Origin of the sequence: Virgisporangium aurantiacum (assembly GCF_016863635.1) — a bacterium.
Taxonomy (GTDB): Bacteria; Actinomycetota; Actinomycetes; order Mycobacteriales; family Micromonosporaceae; genus Virgisporangium; species Virgisporangium aurantiacum.
In genome coordinates this window covers 291,933-315,077 of sequence record NZ_BOPG01000034.1, presented here as the reverse complement: position 1 = coordinate 315,077, position 23,145 = coordinate 291,933, and the positions used below count along the sequence as shown (strand labels likewise).

Annotated in this window: 18 protein-coding genes; 7 read left to right on the top strand and 11 right to left on the bottom strand. The window is 71.8% G+C overall.

Annotation, left to right across the window (positions count from 1 at the left end; all coding sequences use genetic code 11):
• Positions 1–3 precede the first annotated feature (3 nt).
• Positions 4–1,929, bottom strand: a complete 1,926-nt coding sequence (locus Vau01_RS29305) for a hypothetical protein (RefSeq protein ID WP_203998991.1) — start codon at positions 1,927–1,929, stop codon at positions 4–6.
• Between the two features lie 89 nt (positions 1,930–2,018).
• Between Vau01_RS29305 and Vau01_RS29300 the strand changes: the two genes are divergently transcribed.
• Positions 2,019–3,119, top strand: coding sequence for a hypothetical protein (locus tag Vau01_RS29300; RefSeq protein WP_203998988.1), 1,101 nt, complete (start codon positions 2,019–2,021; stop codon positions 3,117–3,119).
• On the opposite strand, the gene Vau01_RS29295 is transcribed toward Vau01_RS29300, so the two are convergent.
• The 3 genes from Vau01_RS29295 to Vau01_RS29285 all read right to left on the bottom strand — a co-directional run bounded on the left by Vau01_RS29295 (position 3,120) and on the right by Vau01_RS29285 (position 6,570).
• Positions 3,120–4,766 (bottom strand): substrate-binding and VWA domain-containing protein, encoded by a 1,647-nt coding sequence (locus tag Vau01_RS29295; protein ID WP_203998985.1) that lies wholly within the window; start codon positions 4,764–4,766, stop codon positions 3,120–3,122.
• 305 nt (positions 4,767–5,071) lie between these two features.
• The gene (locus Vau01_RS29290) at positions 5,072–5,545 is read right to left on the bottom strand and encodes a hypothetical protein (protein ID WP_203998982.1); all 474 of its coding nucleotides are present in this window, start codon (positions 5,543–5,545) and stop codon (positions 5,072–5,074) included.
• Between the two features lie 98 nt (positions 5,546–5,643).
• A complete protein-coding gene (locus Vau01_RS29285) occupies positions 5,644–6,570 on the bottom strand; it encodes a CPBP family intramembrane glutamic endopeptidase (RefSeq protein WP_203998979.1) in 927 nt (308 codons plus the stop codon).
• A 138-nt stretch (positions 6,571–6,708) separates the two neighbouring features.
• Here Vau01_RS29285 and trmB point away from each other — a divergent pair, with 138 nt between their 5' ends.
• The 3 genes from trmB (at position 6,709) to Vau01_RS29270 (ending at position 10,829) form a co-directional block, all read left to right on the top strand.
• A complete protein-coding gene (gene trmB, locus Vau01_RS29280; protein WP_203998976.1) occupies positions 6,709–7,353 on the top strand; it encodes a tRNA (guanosine(46)-N7)-methyltransferase TrmB in 645 nt (214 codons plus the stop codon).
• On the top strand, positions 7,350–9,872 hold the full coding sequence (locus tag Vau01_RS29275; protein WP_203998974.1) for a DEAD/DEAH box helicase: 2,523 nt from the start codon (positions 7,350–7,352) through the stop codon (positions 9,870–9,872). The genes trmB and Vau01_RS29275 overlap by 4 nt, the downstream gene beginning before the upstream one ends.
• 96 nt (positions 9,873–9,968) lie before the next feature.
• Positions 9,969–10,829 carry a hypothetical protein gene (locus Vau01_RS29270; RefSeq protein WP_203998972.1) on the top strand — a complete coding sequence of 287 codons (861 nt, stop codon included), beginning with the start codon at positions 9,969–9,971 and terminating at the stop codon, positions 10,827–10,829.
• A 5-nt stretch (positions 10,830–10,834) separates the two neighbouring features.
• Here the strand turns inward: Vau01_RS29270 and Vau01_RS29265 are convergent, their stop codons facing one another.
• The 4 genes from Vau01_RS29265 to yczE form a co-directional block, all read right to left on the bottom strand.
• Positions 10,835–12,718, bottom strand: coding sequence for an Hsp70 family protein (locus tag Vau01_RS29265; protein ID WP_203998969.1), 1,884 nt, complete (start codon positions 12,716–12,718; stop codon positions 10,835–10,837).
• A 76-nt stretch (positions 12,719–12,794) separates the two neighbouring features.
• Positions 12,795–13,445 carry an MOSC domain-containing protein gene (locus Vau01_RS29260; RefSeq protein ID WP_203998966.1) on the bottom strand — a complete coding sequence of 217 codons (651 nt, stop codon included), beginning with the start codon at positions 13,443–13,445 and terminating at the stop codon, positions 12,795–12,797.
• A gap of 10 nt (positions 13,446–13,455) precedes the next feature.
• Positions 13,456–14,034, bottom strand: coding sequence for a GNAT family N-acetyltransferase (locus Vau01_RS29255; protein ID WP_203998963.1), 579 nt, complete (start codon positions 14,032–14,034; stop codon positions 13,456–13,458).
• Positions 13,973–14,659 carry a membrane protein YczE gene (gene yczE, locus Vau01_RS29250; protein ID WP_239151941.1) on the bottom strand — a complete coding sequence of 229 codons (687 nt, stop codon included), beginning with the start codon at positions 14,657–14,659 and terminating at the stop codon, positions 13,973–13,975. Before yczE ends, Vau01_RS29255 begins: the two co-directional genes overlap by 62 nt.
• 59 nt (positions 14,660–14,718) lie before the next feature.
• Here yczE and yczR point away from each other — a divergent pair, with 59 nt between their 5' ends.
• A complete protein-coding gene (gene yczR / locus Vau01_RS29245) occupies positions 14,719–16,170 on the top strand; it encodes a MocR-like transcription factor YczR (RefSeq protein WP_203998960.1) in 1,452 nt (483 codons plus the stop codon).
• A gap of 7 nt (positions 16,171–16,177) precedes the next feature.
• Here yczR and Vau01_RS29240 read toward each other — a convergent pair whose 3' ends face one another.
• Positions 16,178–17,950, bottom strand: coding sequence for an AMP-dependent synthetase/ligase (locus tag Vau01_RS29240; RefSeq protein WP_203998957.1), 1,773 nt, complete (start codon positions 17,948–17,950; stop codon positions 16,178–16,180).
• Positions 17,951–18,084: 134 nt separating this feature from the next.
• Positions 18,085–18,714, bottom strand: coding sequence for a TIGR03085 family metal-binding protein (locus Vau01_RS29235; protein ID WP_203998954.1), 630 nt, complete (start codon positions 18,712–18,714; stop codon positions 18,085–18,087).
• 229 nt (positions 18,715–18,943) lie between these two features.
• Between Vau01_RS29235 and Vau01_RS29230 the strand changes: the two genes are divergently transcribed.
• Together Vau01_RS29230 and Vau01_RS29225 are read left to right on the top strand one after the other, a co-directional pair.
• Positions 18,944–20,665 (top strand): ABC transporter ATP-binding protein, encoded by a 1,722-nt coding sequence (locus Vau01_RS29230; RefSeq protein WP_203999145.1) that lies wholly within the window; start codon positions 18,944–18,946, stop codon positions 20,663–20,665.
• The gene (locus tag Vau01_RS29225) at positions 20,658–22,454 is read left to right on the top strand and encodes an ABC transporter ATP-binding protein (RefSeq protein WP_203998951.1); all 1,797 of its coding nucleotides are present in this window, start codon (positions 20,658–20,660) and stop codon (positions 22,452–22,454) included. Before Vau01_RS29230 ends, Vau01_RS29225 begins: the two co-directional genes overlap by 8 nt.
• Before the next feature lies 1 nt (position 22,455).
• On the opposite strand, the gene Vau01_RS29220 is transcribed toward Vau01_RS29225, so the two are convergent.
• Positions 22,456–23,106 carry a hypothetical protein gene (locus Vau01_RS29220; RefSeq protein ID WP_203998949.1) on the bottom strand — a complete coding sequence of 217 codons (651 nt, stop codon included), beginning with the start codon at positions 23,104–23,106 and terminating at the stop codon, positions 22,456–22,458.
• Positions 23,107–23,145: the final 39 nt, after the last annotated feature.

The following is a 23,145-nucleotide window of genomic DNA, read 5'->3' as shown; positions in this document are numbered from 1 at the left end:
CGATCATGGTTGGGGCCTCGGCGTTCCGACGGTCACCTCGTTGGTGCACGCCGTCACGTTCGGGTCGAGGATCGTCAGGTTGACGTGGTCTCCACCGCCGCCGACGACGATCACGATCTGGTTCACCCCGTGCCGGATCTGGAACCGCGTGACGGTGCTGCCGAAGGAGACGACCGCCGGCGCGTCGCCCCCGCTCAGGTAGACGACCCGGATCGCCCATCTCCAGGCGAACACGTCCTTCTGCAGCTCGACGCGGGCGGTGCGGCCGCCGGTCGCCTTGTAGCCGCAGTTGGGTTCCGGGCCGGGACGGTTGGTCACGCCGTCGATCTGCACCGGCCGGATGTGGCCCTGGTCGTTGAACATCCGTGGATTCTCGGCGGCGGTGACGAACTGCGGCCGTGGCTCCAGGAACCGGAACATGTGGGACTGGAGGTTGTCCGGCGCGGACACGCCCGGCATGACCCAGTCCGGAACGACCGCGTCCAAGAACACCTCGTTGCGCGGCGCCTGCGCCAGTTCGGCCCGCACGGTGGCCAGGTATTCGCGGCCCACCTTGTGCTTCCAGTCGTCGCCGAAGCGCGCCGACGTCCACCCGCCGCTGCCGACCAGCAGCACAAGCGCCGCCACGAGCGCGGCCGCGGCGGCGACGCGCCGCCCGTCCGGCCTCGTCGGCGCGGTTGCCGGCGCGTCCACCGGCGCGGGTTCCGGTGTGGTTTCCGGCGTGGTTTCCGGCGTGGCTTCTGCCGCGGCCGCCGCTGGTGCGGGGGCGAGGCCGAAGAGCGCGACCCCGACGCAGAGCGCGCCGACGAGCCCCACGTCGGTGACGTACCGGGTGGTCAACCCCGCGGCCGGGCTGTAGATACCGCCGAGGCGGGTGGTGGCGAGCAGCACGACGGTCATGGTCATGTCGAGGGCGAGCAGCAACCAGGCGCGGGCGGCGATCCGGCGGCGGCTCACCGTGACGATCACCAGGGTGGCGAACGCGGCCCAGGTCGCCCATCGCAGCACCTCGGGCGTCGCGGTGAGCGGCGGCCCCTCGCCGACGTCGATCCAGCGCCACGGGCCACCGATCAGGCCGGGCAGCAGCGTCGTACCCACGATCTCGCGGGCGAACGTCACGACCTCACCGGTGTTGGCGGGCTGGCGGGCGCCCGAGGGCGCCAGCGCGAGGTACAGCATCACGTAGCCGCCGGCGAGCGCACCGAGCACCAGCCACGAGCGCCAGAACCGGCGCACCGTCTCGACGGTGCTGCGCACCGGGCCACCGCTGACCAGCAGGCAGGCGGTGAAGAGGAAGACAATCGGCGCGAGGAGCAACGTCTTCTCGAAGAACAGCACTCCCAGCGCGAAGGACAGGCCCAGCGAGACAAGGTGCCGGGTGCGGCGGGTGCGGGCGTACTTCACCTGTGCGCCGAGCGCGAGCACCAGCGCCAGGAGCATGCCGAGCTGCGACCCGCCGACCGCCCACCAGGCCGTCGCCTCCAGCGTGAGCGGGCTGAACAGGAACATCGCCAGCGGGATCAGCACGCCCCAGGTCGCCGGCAGCACCAGCCGCAGCAGCCGATAGAACGCGACCGCCAGCACGGCCTGGCCGGCGAGCATCACGACCAGGTACGGCGGGTACGACATCGGCCAGGCGGTGGTGACCACCCAGGTGACGAGCATCGTGCCCGGCATCAGGTGGTTGTTGTACACGAAGAACATCAGGTCGGGGAACAGGTCCAGCTCGGCCGCGCGCCAGGCCAGCGAGAAGTCGTCGTAGACCAGGTAGCCGCCGGCGCCGACCTGGGCCCGGATCACCAGGTGGACGGCGATCAGGCCGATGGCCGCCGCCCGCACCGGGTCGGTGCCGTACCACCGGGCCAGCCAACCCTCGCGCCGGCCCGGGGCCGGATGGGGTGGCGCGACGAGGCCGGCGGTTTCCGACATGCAGGGAGCCTGCCATGCCGCGGCTACCGATCGGTAGCCGTCGCCGATTACAAATCGTCTCGATCCGCTCGGTTGCTATCCTGTCGCGCGTGCACAGCGGCGAGCCGGTCGAACGCGACCCCGGCCGCGTTCCCGGCCGCGATTCCAGCTCAGCCCACGAGGCCTGGCTGCGCGCCCGCGCGACCGTGGGCCTGTACGGCGATCCGACCGTGCCGTGGAGCATCGTGCTCCAGGCCGACCTGAGCGAGCCGATCGAGGCCGGAACGCTGCATGCCCGCCTGGCCGCTCTCTCCGCGCGGTACCCGCACCTCGGTGGCGCGCCATCCGTCGTCGCCACCGGCCGGCCGGACGAGGTGCGCGACGACTTCGCGGGGCGCCCGTACGACGGGCGTGAACCGCTGGTCCGGGCCGCCCTCGTCGGGTCCCCTCCGGTGCTGCTGCTGGCCGGGCACCACGGTGCGGTCGACGGCCTCGGCCTGCTCGCCCTGCTCGGCGCGGCTGTCGACCAGCCGGTGCGGACGAACGTCGTGGGGATGCGTGATCGGGTCATCGCCCCCTCGTTCGCACTGGCCGCCGCCCGCCGGGTCGGCGAGGCCGTCTTCGCGCCGCCGACGCGGGTGCGCGCGGTCCCGCCGGCCCGGCCGGATGGCCGGGGCGAGGTCCTGGTGGCGGAGCGGCTGCCCCGGCTGCGCGCCGGCACCGCCGCGGTGACCGCCGCCGCGGTGGCGGTGGTCCAGGACTGGAACGGGGGGCGGCACGGCCGCGTGGTGGCGGCCATCGGGGCGTCCCGCCGCGACGGCGACGATCTCACCCCGGAGCACCGGGCAGCGTACCTCCGGCTGCGGCTGCCACCCGGAGCGGATCGCTCGCTGGTCCGGACGATGCTCGAGAACCAGGTACTCGAACCCGACTTCCCGCCGTCGCGCAACGTCGTGGTGCGCCTGGGCGCGCGGGTGCTCGCCCGGCGGCTGGGCGCCACGTTCCTGGTCTCCAACCTCGGCGCGGTGGAGATCGGCGGGCCGGTGGCGTCGCTTACGTTCTACCCGCAGCCCAGCGGGCCGTCCGGGGTGGCGGTCGGCGTGGTGAGCACCACCGCGGCGACGGCTCTGACGGTGCGTGCCCGCCGCCGCGACTTCACCGCCGCCGCAGCGGCCGACCTGCTCGCCCGGCTGGTGGCCGCGCTGCGCTGATCACTTCCGGCATGACGGCGGCTGGCAGCCGAAGTCGGACAGGGCGGCGAAGAAGATCCCCCGGATGTCGTTCGGTTGCCGGGCGACGTACACGCGGCCGTCGACCGTCTTCGCGATCTCGTTCAGCTCGTTGACGTCGATGCCGTCGCCGAGGCCCATGAACAGGATCGGCAGCGGGCGGCGCGGGTCGGCGAGCTTCTGCAGTTCCGCGAGGAGCTGGGCGCGGCTGATGCTGTTGTCGTCGTCGTTGCGGCCGTCGGTGGCGATCAGGAGGACGTTGATCCGGCCGGGCATCCAGGTGCGGCGGGCCTCCTGGTAGGCGGCCAGCGTCGTGTCGTAGAGGCCGGTGTCGCCGTCGGGTTTCGCCTTGATGGCACCGAGCGCGCTGACGATGCGTCCGCGCTGGTTCGCGAGCGGACCGGTGGGCACCAGCACCTGGTAGTCGAGAGTGCCGTTCATGCGGGTGGAGAACACCCAGATGCCGAGTTCGGTGGAGTCGAGCAGGAGACCGACGCCCTCCTGGCCGGCCTGCATCATCAGTGACAGCCGGGTCTGCCCGGTGGGTGTCCGCTCGTTCATCGACCCGGAGACGTCGATGACCGCGAGGATGCGCGCCGACAGTTGCACGCCGGTCCACCGGCTGAGCACCTGCACGAGGTCGTCCTCGGTGGGCATCGCGACGGGGTTGATGGGTGCGGTGCTCACGCGGCTGGCGCTCGGTTGGGGGTCCTTCATCGCGGGTGGCGTGCCGTCGGGGTCGCGGAAGCCGGCCTTCTGCAGGGCCTGCCTGGCATCGGGACGGAGGAGCCGGTCGAGGAACGCGGTGGCGGCCGCCACCTCCGCCTTCTGCGCTCCCGGTAGCACGACGTACGGGAAGTCCAGCGTCGGCACCGTGCTGCCCGGATAGGACGCGACCAGCGACGTCGCCGCTCCGCCGCGCGCGTTGTGCCGCAGCAGCGCCTGCTCCGAGGTGAGGAACGCCGGGAGGGTGCCGGCGCCGCCGCCCGCTTCCGGCAGACGCAGGTACAGGTCCGCGGCCCGCGGGGCGACGTACTGCGTGAGCCGGCGCAGCACCAGCGACTCGGCGGGTCCCGCGTCGGAGCGGTTCGCCGTGGCGGCCTGCACGCCGATGAGCCCGGCGATCCCGACCGGGTCGGCGGCCGGGTCGGGGATGCCGACCGGCAGGTTTGCGCCGGTGCCGAGCAGGTCGGCCCACGGAACGGGCCGGCCGGGCCACCCCAGGTTGCCGGCGGCCGCCTCGGTGAGGGCGATGACCACCGGCGAGGTCGCGATCGAGGTGCCGGTCTCCGGGATCGTGAACGCGCCGCGGGCCTGCGCCCGGCCGAGCCAGAAGCTCGACTCCGGGATCCACACCTGCGGCAGGATGCCCGGCGGCGGGTTGGCGAGAATCTCGGCGTAGGCGGAGGAGTCCCGTGCGGACACCCTGATCTCGGCGCAGGAACCGGCCGCGCCCGGCCCGGCCAAATCGCCGAGCGCCGGTGCGAGCGCCGGTGCGGCGGCCACTTCGAGCACCACCGGGCTGGCGCACGTCTCCGACCCGAGGGCAGCGTTGATCCAGGTGACGCTCGCCCACGCGGCGAGCACGAGCACCAGGGCGCCACTGAGCCAGATGACCGGCGGCGGCACCGGACGTCCACGGAAACTGAGGCGGCGCCGGGTCTTCGTCGGCGGCGCCTCGGCAGCTGCGGGCTGTGGCTGTGATGGCGGCTCTGGTGCCGTGGCAGCGGCACTCTCGGACATGGGGGAGAGCCTGCCACGGGCGGCCTACCGGTCGGTAGCCCCAGCTGCGTCGATGGAACCGAATTGTCACGCATCGCCGCCGCAACAACGTGGGTGATTTTGCCTGCTCCAGCAGACAAAATCACCCACGTTGTTGTGGAACACCCTGGTTCAGAGATCAACGGAGTCCACGATCGCGGGGATCGAGCGGCTCAGCGGGAGCGGATGGCGCTCAGTGGGCGGCTCACGCCCACCTGGGACCGGTTGTTCCGCATGCGCAGCGTCATCGGTTCGCGGCCGGCGACCCGGCGGCGGCACGCGACCAGGTGGCCGGCCAGGACGGCGGCGGAGCCGGCCCGTACGCAGGTGTCGGCGCCGGCCTCGAGGACCTCGGCCACGCGCTCGGCCGTGGCGGTGGATTCGATCAGTACCACCAGGCGGGTGCCGTCGCCCAGGGCGCGGTGGGCGGCCTGCACCTCGGCGGCGGTCGGGTAGACCAGCAGGGCCAGGTCGTCGGGGCCGGCGGCGGCCGGGCCGGCGGCCGGGGTGACCGTCCAGGCGGAGGGTAGGTGGCGGATCAGGCCTTCGACGAGGCCGATACCGGGGCCCGATCCGGCGTCACCGACGACGCGCACGGCGCCGCCCGTCGGTGCCACGACGTTCCTGACGTTCGGGTCCACCCGCATGGCTCCTCCAAATGGCCGGCGACTGGATCACGATCGCAGTCCGAACTGAACATGGGGTGTGCTGAAGCTGGGTGTCTCCTGTGTGCCGCAGGACACCTTCAAGCGGCGGCGTCCAAGGCGTCAGAGGCGGCGGGGGCGGTGCGGGTCGGCATGCGGCGCCGACGGGCCAGCCAGACGACCAGGAGTGCGTAGCCGGTCACCACGGGTATGTCGATGGCCAGGCCCAGCAGGGACATGTCGGCCGCCGTCTCGTCCACGTCGAGGAGGCCGAACGCCGCGGCCCACGTCATCGACAGCAGGTTGTTGGCGGTGTGCAGCGCGATCGACGCCTCCAGCCCACCGGTGCGCACCGTCACCCAGCCCATGAAGCTCGCCCAGATGACCAGGTCGACGAAGCCCCACGGGGTGCCCCATCCGTGGACGGCCGCGAACAGCACCGCCTGCACCAGGATCGCCGGCCACAGCCACCGGGTCAGCGCGCCGACCCCCTGCAACAGCCACCCGCGGAACGCGTACTCCTCGGCGGCGGCCTGGACCGGCACGATCAGCACCATCACGAGCATCGCGCCGAGGAACGGCCCGACGCCCACCCAGGCGCCGCCGTCGGTCTCGTCGGCGGATTCGGGGAAGAACGGCGCGAGAGCGAACGACGCCGCGAACATCAGCGCGATCGTCGCGAACGCGATCGGCAGGCACCGGCCGAGCCAGCCCCACCGCACCCGCCCGGCCACCGACGACAGCGTGCCGGGCGGCCGGCGTTGCAGCAGCCGGGCGGTCAGCAGCACGACCGGGAGGCCGACCGCGATGCTGGCGAAGGTCAGGGCGGCCTCGACCAGCGGCGGCAGGATCGGAAAGTCGTCGCCATCGTGGGGGACGCCCACGACCTCGCCGGCGATCAGCGCGGCCGCGTAGAGCACGGCGGCGAGCACGAGCGTCCCGACGAGGATCAGGACGGTACCGAGGGCCGTGCGCCACCACGCGGCCGCCGACCCTCGCGCCATCCGGTGGTAGGCCGTGTCGGTCACGCCGGCTCCCCACTCCGTGGTGACCCGCCCTGACCGGGCGGGCTCTGCTGAACGGTGCCCTCGCACAAGTGCTCGGGCACGGCCGGAGGATGCCGTGGGACGGGACCGAACGCAAGTGCGAATGTTAGGTTTCACAGGGTGAAGTCGATCCGGACGTACCACCCGCGGCGCGGGCGGCTCAGCGGCCGGCACCACGACGCCCTCGACCGCCTCCTGCCCACGCACGGCATCAGTGCCGACGGGCCGGTCACCGCGGAATCGTTGTTCGGCGTCGACGTGCCGCTGGTGGTGGAGATCGGCTCGGGCATGGGTGAGGCGACCGCCGCGATGGCGCAGGCCGATCCCGGCCGCGGCTACCTCGCCGTCGAGATACACACCCCCGGCGTGGCCAACCTGCTCGCCACCGTCGAGGAACGCGGGCTCACCAACGTGCGCATCGCCTTCGAGGACGCGTTGGAAATCATGGGACGCGTACCGCCCGGCACGCTGGCCGCCGTGCACGCCTTCTTCCCGGACCCGTGGCCGAAGGCACGGCACCACAAGCGCCGCCTCGTGCAGCCCACGCACGTGGCCCTGCTGGCGAGCCGGCTCGCACCGGGCGGGCTGCTGTGGTGCGCCACCGACTGGCCGGAGTACGCCGAGGCGATGGCGGCGACGCTCGATCGGGATCCGTTGCTGATCAAGGCGGCGGCCGACGCTCACGTGCGTCCCATGACGAAGTTCGAGAAGCGCGGCCGCGACGCCGGCCGCGCGATCGCCGACCTGCGCTACATCCGACGATGACCGGCCTCATCGAGCTGGTGCCGCCCGACGACCTGCCGGACGACGAACTGCCCGACGCCATCTACGAGGCGTTCGCGACCTGGGCGGGCGACCGCGGTCTCACGCTGTACCCGCACCAGGAGGAGGCGCTCCTGGAGATCGCGTACGGCTCGAACGTCATTCTCAGCACGCCGACCGGGTCGGGCAAGAGTCTCGTGGCGGCGGCCGCGCACTTCGCCGCGCTGTCGAAAGGCCGCCGGACGTACTACACCGCACCCATCAAGGCGTTGGTGAGCGAGAAGTTCTTCGAGCTGTGCGCGACGTTCGGCGCAACCAACGTCGGCATGCTGACGGGTGACGCGAGCGTCAACGCCGACGCGCCGATCGTGTGCTGCACGGCCGAGATCCTCGCGAACATCGCGCTGCGGTTCGGCGAGCGGGCCGACGTCGGCATGGTGACGATGGACGAGTTCCACTTCTACGCCGAGCCCGACCGCGGCTGGGCGTGGCAGGTGCCGCTCATCGAACTGCCGCAGGCGCAGTTCGTGCTGATGTCGGCGACGCTCGGCGACATGGACCGGTTCAAGGAGGACCTGACCCACCGCACCGGTCGGCAGACCACCATCATCCGGTCGGTCGACCGGCCGGTGCCGCTGCACTACGAGTACGTGCTGACGCCGTTGCACGAGACGCTCGAGGAACTGCTCACCACGAAGCAGTCGCCGGTGTACGTCGTGCACTTCACCCAGCAGGCCGCGCTGGAACGCGCGCAGGCGTTGATGAGCATCAACGTGTGCACGCGGGCGGAGAAGGACGCGATCGCGGACCTCATCGGTAACTTCCGGTTCACCGCGGGGTTCGGGAGCAAGACCCTGTCGAGGTTGGTGCGGCACGGCATCGGCGTGCACCACGCGGGGCTGCTGCCGAAGTACCGCCGGCTCGTGGAAACCCTTGCGCAGGCGGGGTTGTTGAAGGTGATCTGCGGGACCGACACGCTGGGCGTCGGCATCAACGTTCCTATCAGGACAGTGCTTTTCACCGGACTGTCCAAATACGACGGCGTGAAGACGCGGCTGTTGAAGGCGCGCGAGTTCCACCAGATCGCCGGGCGGGCGGGCCGGGCCGGCTTCGACACCATGGGAACCGTGGTGGTGCAGGCGCCCGAGCACGTCATCGACAACGAGCGGGCGCTGGCGAAGGCCGGCGACGACCCGAAGAAGCGGCGCAAGGTCGTCCGCAAGAAACCACCCGAGGGGACGATCGGGTACGGCCGCCCCACGTTCGAGCGCCTGATCGAGGCGGAACCGGAGCCGCTCACCTCGCACTTCCAGGTGAGCCACGCGATGCTGCTGAACGTCATCAGCCGGCCGGGCAACGCGTTCGACGCGATGCGCCATCTGTTGACGGAGAACCACGACGACCGTCCGACGCAACGCAGGCACATCCGGCGGGCGATTGCCATCTACCGGGCCTTGCTGGCCGGTGGCGTGGTCGAGCGACTCGAGACGCCCGACGAGGAGGGTCGCATCGTGCGGCTCACCGTCGACCTGCAACTCGACTTCGCGCTGAACCAGCCGCTGTCGCCGTTGGCGCTGGCCGCGTTCGAGCTCCTCGACCGCGAGTCGCCCATCTACGCCCTGGACGTGCTGTCGGTCGTCGAGTCCATTTTGGACAATCCGCGGCAGGTGCTGATGGCACAGCAGTCGAAGGCGCGCGGCGAGGCCGTCGCGGCGATGAAGGCCGAGGGCATCGAGTACGACCAGCGGGTCGAACTCATCGAGGGCGTCACCTATCCAAAGCCGTTGGCGGAGTTGCTGGACGCGGCGTACGAGCTGTACCGGCGCGGGCACCCGTGGGTCGCCGACCACGAACTCGCGCCGAAGTCGGTGGCCCGCGACATGTTCGAGCGCGCGATGACGTTCACCGAGTACATCAGCTTCTACGGGCTGACCCGCTCCGAGGGACTCGTGCTGCGCTACCTCGCCGACGCCTACAAGGCGGTGAAGCAGACCGTTCCCGAGGACGCGCGCACCGAGGAACTCACCGACCTCATCGAGTGGCTCGGTGAACTGGTGCGCCAGGTCGACTCCAGCCTCATCGACGAGTGGGAGAAGCTGCGCGACCCGACGGCCGCCGAACGCGAGGCCGGCGAGGCGGTGCACGCGATCGAGGACCGGCCGCCGGCGGTGACGCGCAACGCCCGCGCGTTCCGCGTCCTCGTCCGCAACGCCCTGTTCCGGCGGGTGGAACTGGCGGCGCTGCACCGCTGGTACGACCTCTCCGAACTCGACGGCACCGTCGACTGGGAGGCGGCGCTCAAGCCGTACTTCGAGGAGTACGGCGAGATCGGCATCGGCCCCGACGCGCGCGGGCCGGCCCTGCTGATGATCGACGCCGGCCGCGAGAAGTGGACGGTGCGCCAGATCTTCGACGACCCGAACGGCGATCACGACTGGGCCATCCACGCCGAGATCGACCTGGCCGAGTCCGACGAGATCGGCGCGGCCGCGGTGCGGATCACCGGGGTCGGTCCGGCATAGCGGTAGTCGGCAGACAAATCCCCGACTACACAACGTAGATACGCGGGTGCGCCGTTCGGAGACCGGATCGTGTCCGCTCTGGCGAGGGCGGAGGTCGTGATCGTTCTCATCGGGAAGTCCTGGCTCGCGATGGGAGACGGGTCCGGGCGCCGCCTGATCGACAGCGACTCGGACTGGGTTCACCACGAGGTCCGGTTGGCGCTGGGAAACCGTAAGACCCGGGTGATCCCGGTACTGCTGAACGACACTCCGATGCCCAGTGCCGAGGCGTTGCCGGAACCGCTGCGAGCCCTCGCCGGCCGTCAACACCGCCGGATCGAGGAATCCCGGTGGCGCGAGGACGTTTCCAGCCTGGTCAAGGAGCTGTCCGCCGAGCGGGTGCGACGGTCGGCGGCGCGTCGACGCAAGCGGCGGTACCGGCTCGCCGCGGCCCTTGTCGCGCTGCTGCTGGTCGGCGCCGGCGGATGGTGGTTGGTGCGGAGGCTGACGGCCGACGAGTTCACCAGGGACCCCGAGCTCGCCCAGTTCGCCACGAACGTCCGGGCGGACGTCGGCGACTGCGCTCGTCCCGAGCCTCTGGTCTATCTCGGCGAGATCGGGGTGGACCAGCCGGTCGGAAACGACGCGAACGCGATCGTGCGATGCGCAGGCGATCAATGGGCCGCCTACTTCATCAGCTTCCGTAACCACGGAAAGAGGTCGGATCTGTTCAACCCGATTCGTGCGGGCAAGGACACGTGGCGTGCCTTCGACAGTTGGGGTTGGGAAATCGGGCCGATACCGGCCGGCCAGGTGACGAAGGTGCGGATCTGCTACATCGCCGGCGGCGGAAATCTCGGCATCTACTGGGAACCGGCCCAGGACGACGACGACCACGCGCGACGGTACGCCGGCGTGCTCGTCGCCGGGGGAATCGAGCCCGAGGTGCTGGTCAAGATCTGGGACGGCCGGACGTAGCGCCGTCAGGTGGCCTGCTTGATCACCGAGCCGGTGGTCGTTCCGTTCTCCGGGCCGGTGAAGCACAGGAACAGGTTGACGCCGTTGCGCCACTGCCACTGGGCGTAGCGGTTCCAGTCCTTCGTCTTGTTCTTGTCGGCGGTTCGCGCGTCGAGGGTCGCGGCGCTGCAGCCGGCCTTGACCTCGGGTGACTTGTCGAGCTGGTCGGAGCCGGCGAAGCCTTCGGAGGGGAGGATGCCGCCGGCGAACAGTTCCGTGGTGTGGGCCTTGGCGCAGTCGATCTCGTCGTCGTCCTCGGACTCGCAGACCGGCGTGGTGGGGCAGAAGAGCGCCTTCTCCGGTGCTTCGCACCAGGCGAAGCCGGTGGGCGCCGGCCCGCGGTTCGCCGTGGGGGACGCGCTGGCGCCGGTGGTGGTGGCGTTCGGTCCCTGTGCGCCGGTGCCGGGCTCCTTGGTGTCACCGACCGCGTCGCGGACGAACCAGATCGTGCCGGCGGCGAGCACGATGACGGCGAGGCTCGCGGCGATCGCGAGGATCATCGCGCCGCGCGGGGCGCCGCGTCGGGCGCGTCGGGGCGGGGGCGGGGCGGCCCAGGGGTGGTTGGCCTGCGGGCGGCCGGTCCAGGCCGCACCGGGGTCATGGGGGACCGGGATGCCGGTGTCGGTGTTCTCGCCCTCGAAGAAGGCGGCACCGGAGACCGGACCCGTCGGCACGGCGGAGACCTGGCCGGTCGGCATTCCGGAGACCGGCGTTCCCGGTAGTCCGGACACCGGTCCCGGGATCACCGGTCCCGGGGTACGCGTCTGCCGGGGCCCGCCGGAGGTCGGTGCCGCTCCCGAGGTCGGCGCGGCGTTCTCCACCGAGGCCAGCGCACCCAGCGCGACCGGAAGCTCCGGCTGCTCGGGCACCATCGGCGCGACGCCGAACCGGCCGTGCAGCCGGGTCGCCACCAGCGGGATCCGGCTCGACCCGCCGACGAGCAGGATCCCAGTGATCGGCTGGCCGACGCCGTCGAGAAGGCGGCGGGTCTCGTCGACGGCGCGGTCGACGAGGGGACCGGCGAGCCGGTCGAGTTCCTCGCGCGTCAGGTGCAGCGTCTCCGACCAGCCGGGCACGGTCACCGGCGCGACCGTCGTGCGCGACAGCATCTCCTTGGCGACGCGCACCTCGGCCCGGAACGTCCGCCGGTCCCGGAGTTCGGCCGGATTCGACGGCCGGGACAACCGCTGCCACGTCGCCGGGTCGCGCGCCGCCACGAGCTGGCCGAGGTGGCCGACCAGCGCCTCGTCGACGTCGAGGCCGCCGAGGTTCTCCAGGCCGCTGACCCCGGTGACGCGGCTGCCGCCCGGATCGAGGCGCACCAGCGCCAGGTCGAGCGTGCCGCCGCCGAAGTCGAAGACCAGCAGCGACTGCCCGTCGGGCACGTGCCCGCCGAGGACGCGGGTGCAGTAGGCGGCGGCGGCCACCGGCTCGTCGACGAGCACCGGGTCGGCGATGCCGGCCTGGCGGGCGGCGTCGATCAGCACCGACCGGCGCAGGCGGCCCCAGTCGGCGGGGCAGGTCAATACGACGCTCGATGCATGCCCCGCTTCGGAAACGACCCGGTGCAGCAGCGCGGCGAGCAGCGTGGCGACCGGGTACTCGGAGTCGCCGAGCAGCACCGTCCCCTCGTCGATGCGCCGCTTCGGGTGCGGGTCGTACCGGTGCGGTTCCAGCTGGGCCAGGCGTTCGGCGTCGCGGCCCACGTGGATGCCTCCGCCGGCGGCGGCGAAGACACCGGAGGGCAGCACCGGGGAACCGTCGAAGAGAAGGGGACGCGGTTGCTGGCCCGGCCGTTCGACGACCGCGACGGTGTGCGAGGTGCCAAGGTCAATCGCTAACCGCGTCATGACGGGTCCCCACTCCGTGGTGACCCGCCCTGACCGGGGCGGCTCTGCTTAATGGTGCCCTCGCACAAGTGCTCGGTCACGAAAGAACTCCCGCCGTGCGGCGCGCGACCTTCTCCCGGATGTCGGCGGCGAGCGCGTCGACGCCGACGAGCCGGTGGATCAGGTCGGGCTCGGTGGTGAGCGCCCGGAACGTCAGGCCGGTCGTGACGCCGTGGCCGGGCCGGTGCACCACCTCGATCGCCGAACCGGCTTCGACCGGGCCGGGTTCGAGCACCCGCAGGTACGCGCCGGACACCGCGCGCTCGGTGAACCGCTTGATCCAGCGTGGCTCGTCCATCCAGCGGGCGAACGTCGTGCACGGGATGCGCGGCGCGGTGACCTCCAGCAGCACCCCGCCGATCCGCCAGTGCTCGCCGATCAGCGCGCCGGTGACGTCGAGGCCGAGCGTCGTGAGGTTCTCGCCGAACTGTCCGTTGGCGAGCGGCCGGCCCAACTCGGCCGACCAGGCGTCCAGGTCTTCGCGGGCGTAGGCGTAGACGGCCTGGTCGCCGCCCCCGTGCACCGATCCGTCACCGATCAGGTCGCCGCCGACGCCGCTGCCTCCGTCGCCGGGGACGTCGAGGCGGGCCGGGCCGGTGACCGGCCGCTTGTCGATGCCGGTCAGGCGGACGGTGCGGCCGCGGTCGTCACGGGGGTGGGCCAGATTGACCGAGAGCAGAGTCGCCACGGGTGGCAGCCTAGGCCCTGCCCGAAGGGGCACGGCCACGGAACTCGTCGGCCAGCAGAGCGTAGACGTACTCGTCGCCCCATTCGCCCTTGAAGATCTCGTTCTGGACGAAGTGCGCCTCCCGCCGCATGCCGAGCCGCTCCAGCACCGTGGCCGACGCGGTGTTGCGCGGGTCGCAGCGGCCGATCACCCGGTGCAGCTTGAGGTCGTCGAAGGCGAGCGCCAGCATGGCCGTCGCCGCCTCGGTGGCGTACCCGTGACCCTGGTGCGCCGGCGTGACCACGAACCCGATCTCGCCCTGCCGGTGCTCGCGGCTGAGCCACTTCAACACGACCTCGCCCACCAGCGGCCCGTCGTCGAGCAGGTCGACCGCGAGCACCAGGCTCTGGCCGGCGTCGGTGAGCGTCCAGTTGCCGATCTTCGCGTCGAGCATCTTGCGGGCGGCGGCGCGGTCGGTGGTCACCTCCCAGTAGAGGAAGCGCACGACGTCGGGATCGCTGACGTAGGTGTGGACGGCGTCGAGATCGTCACGGGTGAACGGGCGCAGGGCCAGCCGGGGAGTGCGGATCGGATACGTCGGGCGCAGCACCCGGCTGACGGTATCGCACCGTGAAGAGCGGCAGGAACGCCTGCGTGAGCGGCCCGATCGCCAGCGCGTACACGACCGTGCCGAGGCCGACCGAGCCGCCCAGCAACCAGCCGACCGCGAGCACGGTGATCTCCAGCCCGGTGCGCACGAGCCGGATCGACAGCCGCGGGAAACGCCTGGCAAGTCCCGTCATGAGGCCATCGCGCGGTCCCGGCCCGAGCGCGGCGCCGATATATGACGCCGTGGCGATGCCGTTCAAGGCGACCGCGGCCACGAGAACGAGGACCCGTGCCCACAGCGGATCGACCGGAGGGATCACGGCCAGCGCGGCCTCGACGGCCAGCCCCACGACGATCGCGTTGCTGACCGTCCCGATGCCCGGACGCTGGCGCAACGGGATCCACAACAGCAGCACAGCGGCGCCGGTGATGATCACCACCCAGCCGAACCGGAGCCCGGTGCGCTCGCTCACGCCCTGGTGGAAGACGTCCCACGGGTCGAGCCCGAGATCGGCGCGGATGAACATCGCCATGCTCACGCCGTACAGCACCAGGCCGACCTGCAGCTGGAGGAACCGCCGCAGGAACCGGTAGCGGAGTGGCATGCGGTTGCCAATTTCGGTCACGCATGCCAATCTCGTGGCGATTGGCCTTCGACAAAAGAACCAATTTCCCGGAGGTGGACGTGGCGGGGATCATGCGGGGAGTCCAACTGGCCCGTTTGCTCGGCGAGTGGCACGTGCGCACCCATCGTCGTGGCCCCGAGTACGCCGCCCTGGCCGAGGCCGTGCGCGGCCTCCTCACCGACGGCCGGCTGGCCCTCGGCGTGCGGCTGCCGGCCGAGCGGGAACTCGCCGACGCGCTGGGCATCAGCCGCACCACGGTCACCGCGGCGTACCGCACGCTGCGTGAGTCGGGTCACCTCACCAGCCGGCGCGGTGCCGGCAGCTGGACCGAACTGCCCGGCGGGCACCGGATCGGCAGCGGCGGCGTGATCATGACGATCGACGACGGCGACGACGACGTCATCGACCTCAACTGCGCCGCCCTCGCGGCCCCGCCGCAGATCACCGACGCGGTGCAGAAGGCCGCGCTCGACCTCCCGCCGTACCTGAGCCGGCGCGGTTACCAGCCCACCGGGATCGTGCCGCTGCGCGAGCTGGTCGCGTCCCGCTACACCGAGCGCGGCCTGCCCACCGACCCCGAGCAGATCATGATCACGGCCGGCGTGCAGCAGGGGCTCGACCTGCTGGTGCGGCTGTTCGCCGCGCCCGGCCAGCGGGTGCTGGTCGAGGCGCCCACCTACCCGAACGCGCTCACCTCGCTCGCGTCGCACCGGCACCGGATCCTGACCTACAACCTCGACGCCAACGGCTGGGATCCCGAGCTGATGCTCTCGACCCTGCGCGGCGCGTCGGCGCGGCTGGCCTACCTGATCCCCGACTTCCACAACCCGACCGGGCACCTGATGCCGGAGCCGTTGCGGGCGCGGCTGCCCGCCGTGGCGCACGCGGCCGGCACCGAACTGGTCATCGACGAGTCGTTCGCCGACCTGCGGCTGGACGCCGGCGCCAACCCGCCGCCGGTGGCCGTCTACGACCGGGGCGCGCGCACGGTGTCGATCGGCGGCATGAGCAAGCCGTTCTGGGGCGGGCTGCGCATAGGCTGGATCCGGGCGGCGGCGCCGACCATCGCCCGGCTGGCCGCGCTGCGGGTGAACGTCGACATGGCGTCGCCGGTGCTGGAACAGTTGATCGCGGTGCACCTGCTGCACGCGTCCGACGAGATCATCGCGGCCCGGCGGCGCGACCTGCGCGCCCAGCGCGACGCGCTGGTGGCCGCGCTGCGCGCGGAGTTGCCGCAGTGGCGCTTCACCGTGCCGTCCGGTGGCCTGTGCCTCTGGATCGAGCTCGACGCGCCGGTGGCGACGGCCCTGGCCCGCGCGGCCGCGGAACTCGACCTGCGGATCGCGCCCGGCCCGAGGTTCGGGGTGGACGGGACCTTCGAACGCTTCATGCGCATGCCGTACGTGCTGCCCGTGCCCCAGGTACGCGAAGCGGTGGCGCGCCTCGCCGAGGCGCGCCACCGGGTGGAACGTCCGACCAGGCGCTGGTCCGAGCCCGCCGTGGTCGCGTAAGGAAAGGTCAGACCTCGGCCACCGCGCCGGAGTACATCCGCGTGATGTCGCTTTCGAACGTGGTCTCGACCACGCGGCGCTTGACCTTCAGCGACGGCGTGAGCTCGCCCTCCTCGATGCTGAAGTCCCGCGGGAGGATCACGAACTTCTTGATCGTCTCCCAGCGGTTCAGGCGGGCGTTCAGTTCCTTGACGTAGCCGTCGATCAGGTCGCTGGCGGCCTTCGACGCGACGATGTCGCCGTACGCCTTGCCCTCCAGCGGGGTGCCGGCGGCCCACTGGGCGATCGCGTCGGGGTCGAGGGTGACCAGCATCGAACAGTAGTTGCGGGCCTGCCCGATCACCACCGCCTGCGACGTGTACGGGCAGATCGACTTGAACATGCCCTCGATGTGGCTGGGCGCCACGTACTTGCCGCCCGAGGTCTTGATCAGGTCCTTCTTGCGGTCGGTGATCCGCAGGTAGCCGTTCCCGTCGAGTTCGCCGATGTCGCCGGTGCGGAACCAGCCGTCGTCGGTGAACGCGGCCTCGGTCTCGGCCGGGAGGTTGTGGTAGCCGCGCATCACGGGCGTGCCGCGGAGCAGCACCTCGCCGTCTTCCGCGATCTTGCACTCGAGGTCGCCGATGGCCTGGCCGACCGTGCCGAGCTTGACCGCCTCCTCGCGGTTGATGAACGACCCGGCCGACGTCTCGGTGAGCCCGTAGCCCTCCAGGACGTTGAGGTTCGCGGCGTGGAAGAACTCGCCGATCTCCTTGGCCAGCGGGGCCGAACCCGACACCATCGCGCGGATCCGGCCGCCGAGCCGCGCGTGCAGCTTGCTGAACACCAGCTTCGTGGCGATGCCGTACTGGAACGCGAGCAGGCCGCCCGGCGTGCGGCCGGCGTGCCGCTCGGCGGCGTGCCGTTTGCCGACGCCCAGCGCCCACTGGAAGATCTTGTACTTGGCGCCGCCGCCCTCCTTGGCCTGCGTCACCACCCGGTTGTAGACCTTCTCGAAGACGCGGGGAGCGGCGCACATCAGCGTCGGGCGGATCGTGCCGAGGTTGTCGATCAGCTTGTCGACCCGGCCGTCGACGTACGTGGGCAACCCGACGTAGATGATGCCGCACAGCAGCGTCTTGCCGAACGAGTGCGACAGCGGCAGCCAGAGGTACTGCAGGTCGTCGGCGTTGAGCAGGCCCAGTTCGGCCTGCCGCTGGCCCTGCCACACCCAGCCGGCGTGCAGCAGTTCGACGCCCTTCGGGCGGCCGGTGGTGCCGGACGTGTAGATCAGCGTCGCGAGGTGCTCGGGCTTGACCGTCTCGGCGATGTCCTCGATCAGCGTCGGCTTCTCGGCGAGCACCGCCGTGCCCCGCTCCTCGAGTTCGGCGAGCGTGATCTGGCCCTCGCTGGGCGTCCCGTCGATGACCACGACGGCGGTGAGGTCGACGCCGGTGAGCTTCGCGGCCTGGTCGGAGTTCTCCGCGAACAGCACCTTCGACCCGGAGTCACGGACGATGAACTGCGCGTCGTCGGCCTCGGTGGTGGGGTAGACGGTGGTGGTGGCCGCGCCCGCGCACATGATGCCGAGGTCGGCGAGCACCCACTCGTACCGGGTGCCGGCGAGGATCGCCACCCGGTCCTCCGTGCGGATGCCGAGGTCGTACAGGCCGGCGGCGATCGCCTTGGCGCGCACCGACACCTCGGCCCAGGTCAGCCAGACCGGCGGGCCGGAGTCTCCGGGTGCGGGGTGGGCGAGCGCTCGTTTGTCGGGCGACTCCGATACACGTTTGAGAAACATCTCCGGAATTGACCGGTACAAAAGGTCAGTCATATCGGGGGGCCTCCGCGCGCGAAAACCACGTGACCGGCGTCACGTCAGGGGTTGATACCGAACAGTAGTGTTACCGCCGCGCTTCGACCAGAGCCGTATGGTCACACGCCCAGGCGGGCGTTGCGCAGCCGCTCGACCAACTCGTCCGGGCCGGTCAACGCTACATCCGCAACCTGCTGGCGACCTGTCAGGAACATGGCCAGTTCACCGGGCCGGCCGCGCAACGAAACCTCCCGGCCGCCGGTGCCGGCCGACACCCGGCCGTGACCGGGCGACTCGATGACGAGGGCGGCGGGAAACTTCCGCAGCGTGAGTCGGCTGGTGCGGCGCACCGTGTTCCACAGCGCACCCTCCAGGCCCGGATCGATCGCGCGCGGCCGCCAGTTGGGCTGGGCCCGCCGCACGTCCTCGTGGTGGACGTACATCTCCAGCGTGTTGGCCAGCTCGTCGGTCAGCGGGTTGCTGACCGGGCTCCACACCGGCGGCTTGCGCAGCTGGGCGACCAGAGCGGCGTAGTCGCGCCGGGCGATCGACTGCTGCCGGCGCTCGGTGTAGCCCTTCATCGGCTTGATCAGCACGCCCGACGCCGCGACCGGGTGGCGTTCCCGGAGGAGCAGGTGGGCGAGCAGGTCACGGGTGGCCCACCCGGTGCACAGCGTCGGGGCCTCGGCACCCACGGCGAGGAACGTGTCGGCGAGTGCCGCCCGCTCGGCTTTCGCGTACTTCGTCACGCGCAGAACCATAGACGGTGCCGGTAACTCCGGGGGCGCGAGCGGCAGCGAGCGAAATCAGACGCTGTGACGGCGGACACATAGAAATAGCAGGTGCGGCGCGCGGGCGTCCCGGTAAGGATGGATAGTCGGTCTCGGGCTTACTCAGGAAGGGGCGTCGGTGGAGGACGAACGGGTACTCGGCCGGGGCATCCGCATCCTGGGTCTGGCCATCCGCAAGGAACCCCGTATGTTCGCGATCGCCGTCGCCGGCAGCGTCGTGTTCGCGCTCCTCACCATCGCCACGGCGTTCGTGCTCGGCGCGGTGATCGGTCGGGTCGTGGTGCCGGCGATCGAGGGTGCCGACGTCACCCGGGCCGCCGTCGCGAGCGGGGCCGCGCTGATCCTCGGCATCTCGGTGGGCAAGGTCGCGGGGCTGTGGGGGCGCCGGTTGGGCGCCGGCGCCATGCAGTACCGCCTCCAGGCGCGCTACCGCCGCGAGGTCACCCGCCGCTACCTGGCCCTGCCGCTGTCCTGGCACCACCGGCACCCCACCGGCCAGTTGCTGTCGAACGCGAACTCCGACGTCGAGTCGGCCTGGTACCCGATCGCGCCGTTCCCGTTCGCGGTCGGCACCGTGGTGATGCTGGTGGCGGCGATGGCCGCGCTGTTCGTCACCGACTGGGTGCTGGCCCTGGTGGGGCTCACGGTCTTCCCGGCGCTGCTGGCCGTCAACGTCTTCTACTCCCGCCGCATGGCGCCGCGGGCGGCCGCCGCCCAGCGCCTGCGGGCCGAGGTGAGCGGCATCGCGCACGAGAGCTTCGACGGCGCGCTGGTGGTCAAGACGATGGGGCGCGAGGCCACCGAGACCGAGCGGTTCGCCGCCCGCACCGGCGACCTGCGCGACGCGCTGATCCGCGTCGGCCGGGTCCGCGGCCTGTTCGACCCGATGCTGGAGGCGCTGCCCACGATGGGCACGCTCGCGGTGCTGCTGGTCGGCGCGCTGCGCCTGTCGCACGGCGCCACCACGGTGGAGAACGTCGTGAGCGTCGCGTTCCTGTTCACCGTGATGGCGTTCCCGGTGCGCGCGATCGGCTGGGTGCTCGGCGAACTTCCGCGCAGCGTGGTCGGGTGGGAGCGCGTCGCCGGCGTCCTCGCGGCCACCGGCGACATGAAATACGGCGAGGGGACGCTCGCGGAGCACGACCGGCCCGCGGCGCTGTGCTTCGACGACGTGAGCTTCCGGTACTCCGAGGGCCCGGAGGTGCTGCACGGGGTCACCTTCGAGGTGCCGTCCGGGCGCACCGTCGCGCTCGTCGGGCCCACCGGCAGCGGCAAGTCGACGATCGCCGCGCTGTCCGCGCGTCTGGTCGACCCGGTCTCGGGCCGGGTGGCGCTCGACGGCGCCGACCTCGCCGGCCTCACCCACGCCGCCGTCGCGAGCACGGTGGCGCTCGTGCCGCAGATCCCGTTCGTGTTCGACGACTCGGTGCGCGGCAACGTCAGCCTCGGGCGCGACGGCGTCGACGACGGGCAGGTGTGGCGGGCGCTGCGGCAGGCACAGGCCGACGGGTTCATCGAGGCCCTGCCCGAGGGGCTCGACACCGAGGTGGGCGAGCGGGGAACGTCGCTGTCCGGCGGGCAGCGGCAGCGGCTGACGCTGGCCCGGGCGATGGCCGGGCGTCCGCGCCTGCTGGTGCTCGACGACGCCACCAGCGCCGTCGACCCGCGCGTCGAGGCCGCGATCCTCGCCGCCTTACGCGCCGGCGATGCCGGTGCGTCGATCCTGGTCGTCGCGTACCGGCGGGCGACGATCGCGCTGGCCGACGAGGTGGTCTACCTGGAGCACGGGCGGGTGGTGGCGCGGGGCAGGCACACCGACCTGCTGGCCACGGTCCCCGGGTACGCGAACCTGGTCACCGCCTACGAGCAGGCCGACGCCGAGCGGGAACGCGAGCAGGCATATGCGTAGCGCGTCCACCGAGAAGCAACCCGAAGGCACCTGGCGGACGCTGCGGCGCGGCCTGGCGATGTCGCCGGAACTGCGTACCGGCCTCGCCGGCACGCTCGGGCTGGCGCTGATCGCCACCACCGGTCGCGTCGTGACGCCGGTGGCCGTGCAGCAGGGCATCGACCACGGTCTCCGCGCGCCGGGCGGGGCCGACGTCGGCGCCGTCGGGGTGATCGTGGCGATCACGCTCGGCGTGCTGATGATCACCATGTCGTGCACGTTCCTGATGAACGTGCGGCTGTTCACGGTCAGCGAGACGGCGCTCGCCGACGTGCGGGTGCGCACGTTCCGCCACATCCACGACCTGTCGACGCTGCACCAGCAGGCCGAGCGGCGCGGGTCGCTGGTGTCGCGGGTGACCACCGACGTCGACCAGATCAGCCAGTTCCTGCAGTTCGGCGGCATCATCCTGTTGATCAGCTTCGGGCAGCTGACGGTCACCACGATCGTGATGGCGACGTACTCGTGGCAGCTCACGCTCGTCGTCTACGTGGCGTTCCTGCCGATGGTGTTCATCAGTCGGATCTTCCAGCGCAAGCTGGCCCGGGCCTACACGATCGTGCGCCAGCACGTCGGCGCGATGCTCGCCGCGGTGGGCGAGAGCGTGGTCGGCGCCGACGTGATCCGCGCCTACGGCGTCGCCGGGCGCACCGAGGAGCGGCTCGACGCCGCGATCGAGCGCAACCGGGCCGCCCAGTTCAAGGCGATGCGCACCACCGTCGCGAGCTTCTCGGCGGCCGAGCTGACCGCCGGGCTGGCGCTGGTGGGTGTCGTGCTGATGGGGCTGCGGCTGGGCATCGACGGGCATCTCACGGTCGGCGAGCTCACCGCGTTCCTGTTCCTGGTGACGCTGTTCATCCAGCCCGTGCAGGTCGCCACCGAGATGCTCAACGAGGCCCAGAACGCGATCGCCGGCTGGCGCCGGGTCCTCGACATCGGCGACGTGGAGCCCGACGTGGCCGATCCGGGCGAGGCGGGTACCGACCTGCCGGCCGGGCCGCTGTCGGTGGCGTTCGAGCACGTCCGGTTCGCCTATCCGGGCGGGCCGACCGTGCTGCACGACGTCGACCTGGCCATCCCGGCGCAGACCCGGGTGGCGGTGGTCGGCGAGACCGGCAGCGGCAAGACGACGTTCGCGAAGCTGCTCACCCGCCTGATGGACCCGGCCGAGGGCGCGGTGACGCTCGCCGGCGTGCCGCTCACCGACGTGCGGTTCGAGTCGCTGCGCCGGCGGGTGGTGATGGTGCCGCAGGACGGGTTCCTGTTCGACTCCACCGTCGCCGCCAACGTCCGCTTCGCCCGGCCCGACCTCAGCGACGCCGACCTGGATCTCGCGTTCACCGAACTGGGCCTGGCCGACTGGGTGGAGGGCCTGCCGGCCGGCCTCGACACGCCGGTCGGCGAGCGCGGCGAGGCGCTGAGCGTCGGCGAGCGGCAACTGGTGGCGCTGGCCCGGGCGTACGTCGCCGACCCCGACCTGCTGGTGCTCGACGAGGCGACCAGCGCCGTCGACCCGGCCACCGAGGTCCGGCTGCAGCGCACGCTCGACGCGGTGACCCGGGGGCGCACCACGATCGCGATCGCCCACCGCCTGTCCACCGCGCAGGCCGCCGACGACGTGATCGTGTTCGACAAGGGCGTGGTGGTGCAGCGCGGTTCGCACGCCGAACTGGTGGCCCGGGCCGACTCGATCTACGGGAAGCTGTTCGCGTCCTGGCTCGACCAGACCCGGGAGCAGCAACCCGCCTGAGTCAGTAGCGGCGGAACCAGGCGCGCACGGGTGGGGTGTTGAGCAGCACCAGGTAGAGCGTCGGCAGGACCAGGCCCGACAGCGGGTCGGCGACGCCGGTGGTGACCAGCGTGTACACGTTGATGCCGAGGCTCACCGCGCTGAGCACGAGCACCAGCATCCGGGCGCCGCGCCGGCCGCGGTGCAGCCGCCGGCCGATGGAGAGCGCGATGAAGCCGGCCACCAGGGCGAGGGCGGCGATCGCGAGCCCCATGCCGGTGACGGCGCCGCGGATGCTCTCCGGCACCGACGTGTCACCGATGCGGCCGTCGTTGAACGTGATCACGCCGATGACGCCGGCCCCGAGGATCAGCACCAGGCCGGTGACGTACTGCAGGACCGCGACGATGTGCACCCCGACCGGCGCGGCGCGCAACCCGTACTGCGGCGGCGCCGGTGGCGGCCCGAGGTAGTAGTCGGGCGACTGGCCGGGGCCGGGTGGCTCGGCGGGCCAGGACCCGTCGGGCCACGTCTGCGTGGCGGGCTGGCCCGGGTATGCCGGGTAGCCCGGGTGCCCCGGGTGGTTCTGGGTGGCCGGGTAACCGCGGGTGGCTGACTGCGCCGGACCGTAGCGCTGCGGGTGGCCGGGCCAGGACCCGTTCTGATAGGCCATGGGGTCCAGAATGCCCCAACCGCGCCACCCGGCGCGGCA

Excerpts from the sequence above, each read along its gene's own strand:
- Vau01_RS29240 (WP_203998957.1), bottom strand. The coding sequence starts at position 17,950 with ATGTTTCTCAAACGTGTATCGGAGTCGCCCGACAAACGAGCGCTCGCC.
- Vau01_RS29275 (WP_203998974.1), top strand. The coding sequence starts at position 7,350 with ATGACCGGCCTCATCGAGCTGGTGCCGCCCGACGACCTGCCGGACGAC.
- Vau01_RS29305 (WP_203998991.1), bottom strand. The coding sequence starts at position 1,929 with ATGTCGGAAACCGCCGGCCTCGTCGCGCCACCCCATCCGGCCCCGGGC.
- Vau01_RS29290 (WP_203998982.1), bottom strand. The coding sequence starts at position 5,545 with ATGCGGGTGGACCCGAACGTCAGGAACGTCGTGGCACCGACGGGCGGC.
- Vau01_RS29220 (WP_203998949.1), bottom strand. The coding sequence starts at position 23,106 with ATGGCCTATCAGAACGGGTCCTGGCCCGGCCACCCGCAGCGCTACGGT.
- Vau01_RS29265 (WP_203998969.1), bottom strand. The coding sequence starts at position 12,718 with ATGACGCGGTTAGCGATTGACCTTGGCACCTCGCACACCGTCGCGGTC.
- Vau01_RS29225 (WP_203998951.1), top strand. The coding sequence starts at position 20,658 with ATGCGTAGCGCGTCCACCGAGAAGCAACCCGAAGGCACCTGGCGGACG.
- Vau01_RS29230 (WP_203999145.1), top strand. The coding sequence starts at position 18,944 with ATGTTCGCGATCGCCGTCGCCGGCAGCGTCGTGTTCGCGCTCCTCACC.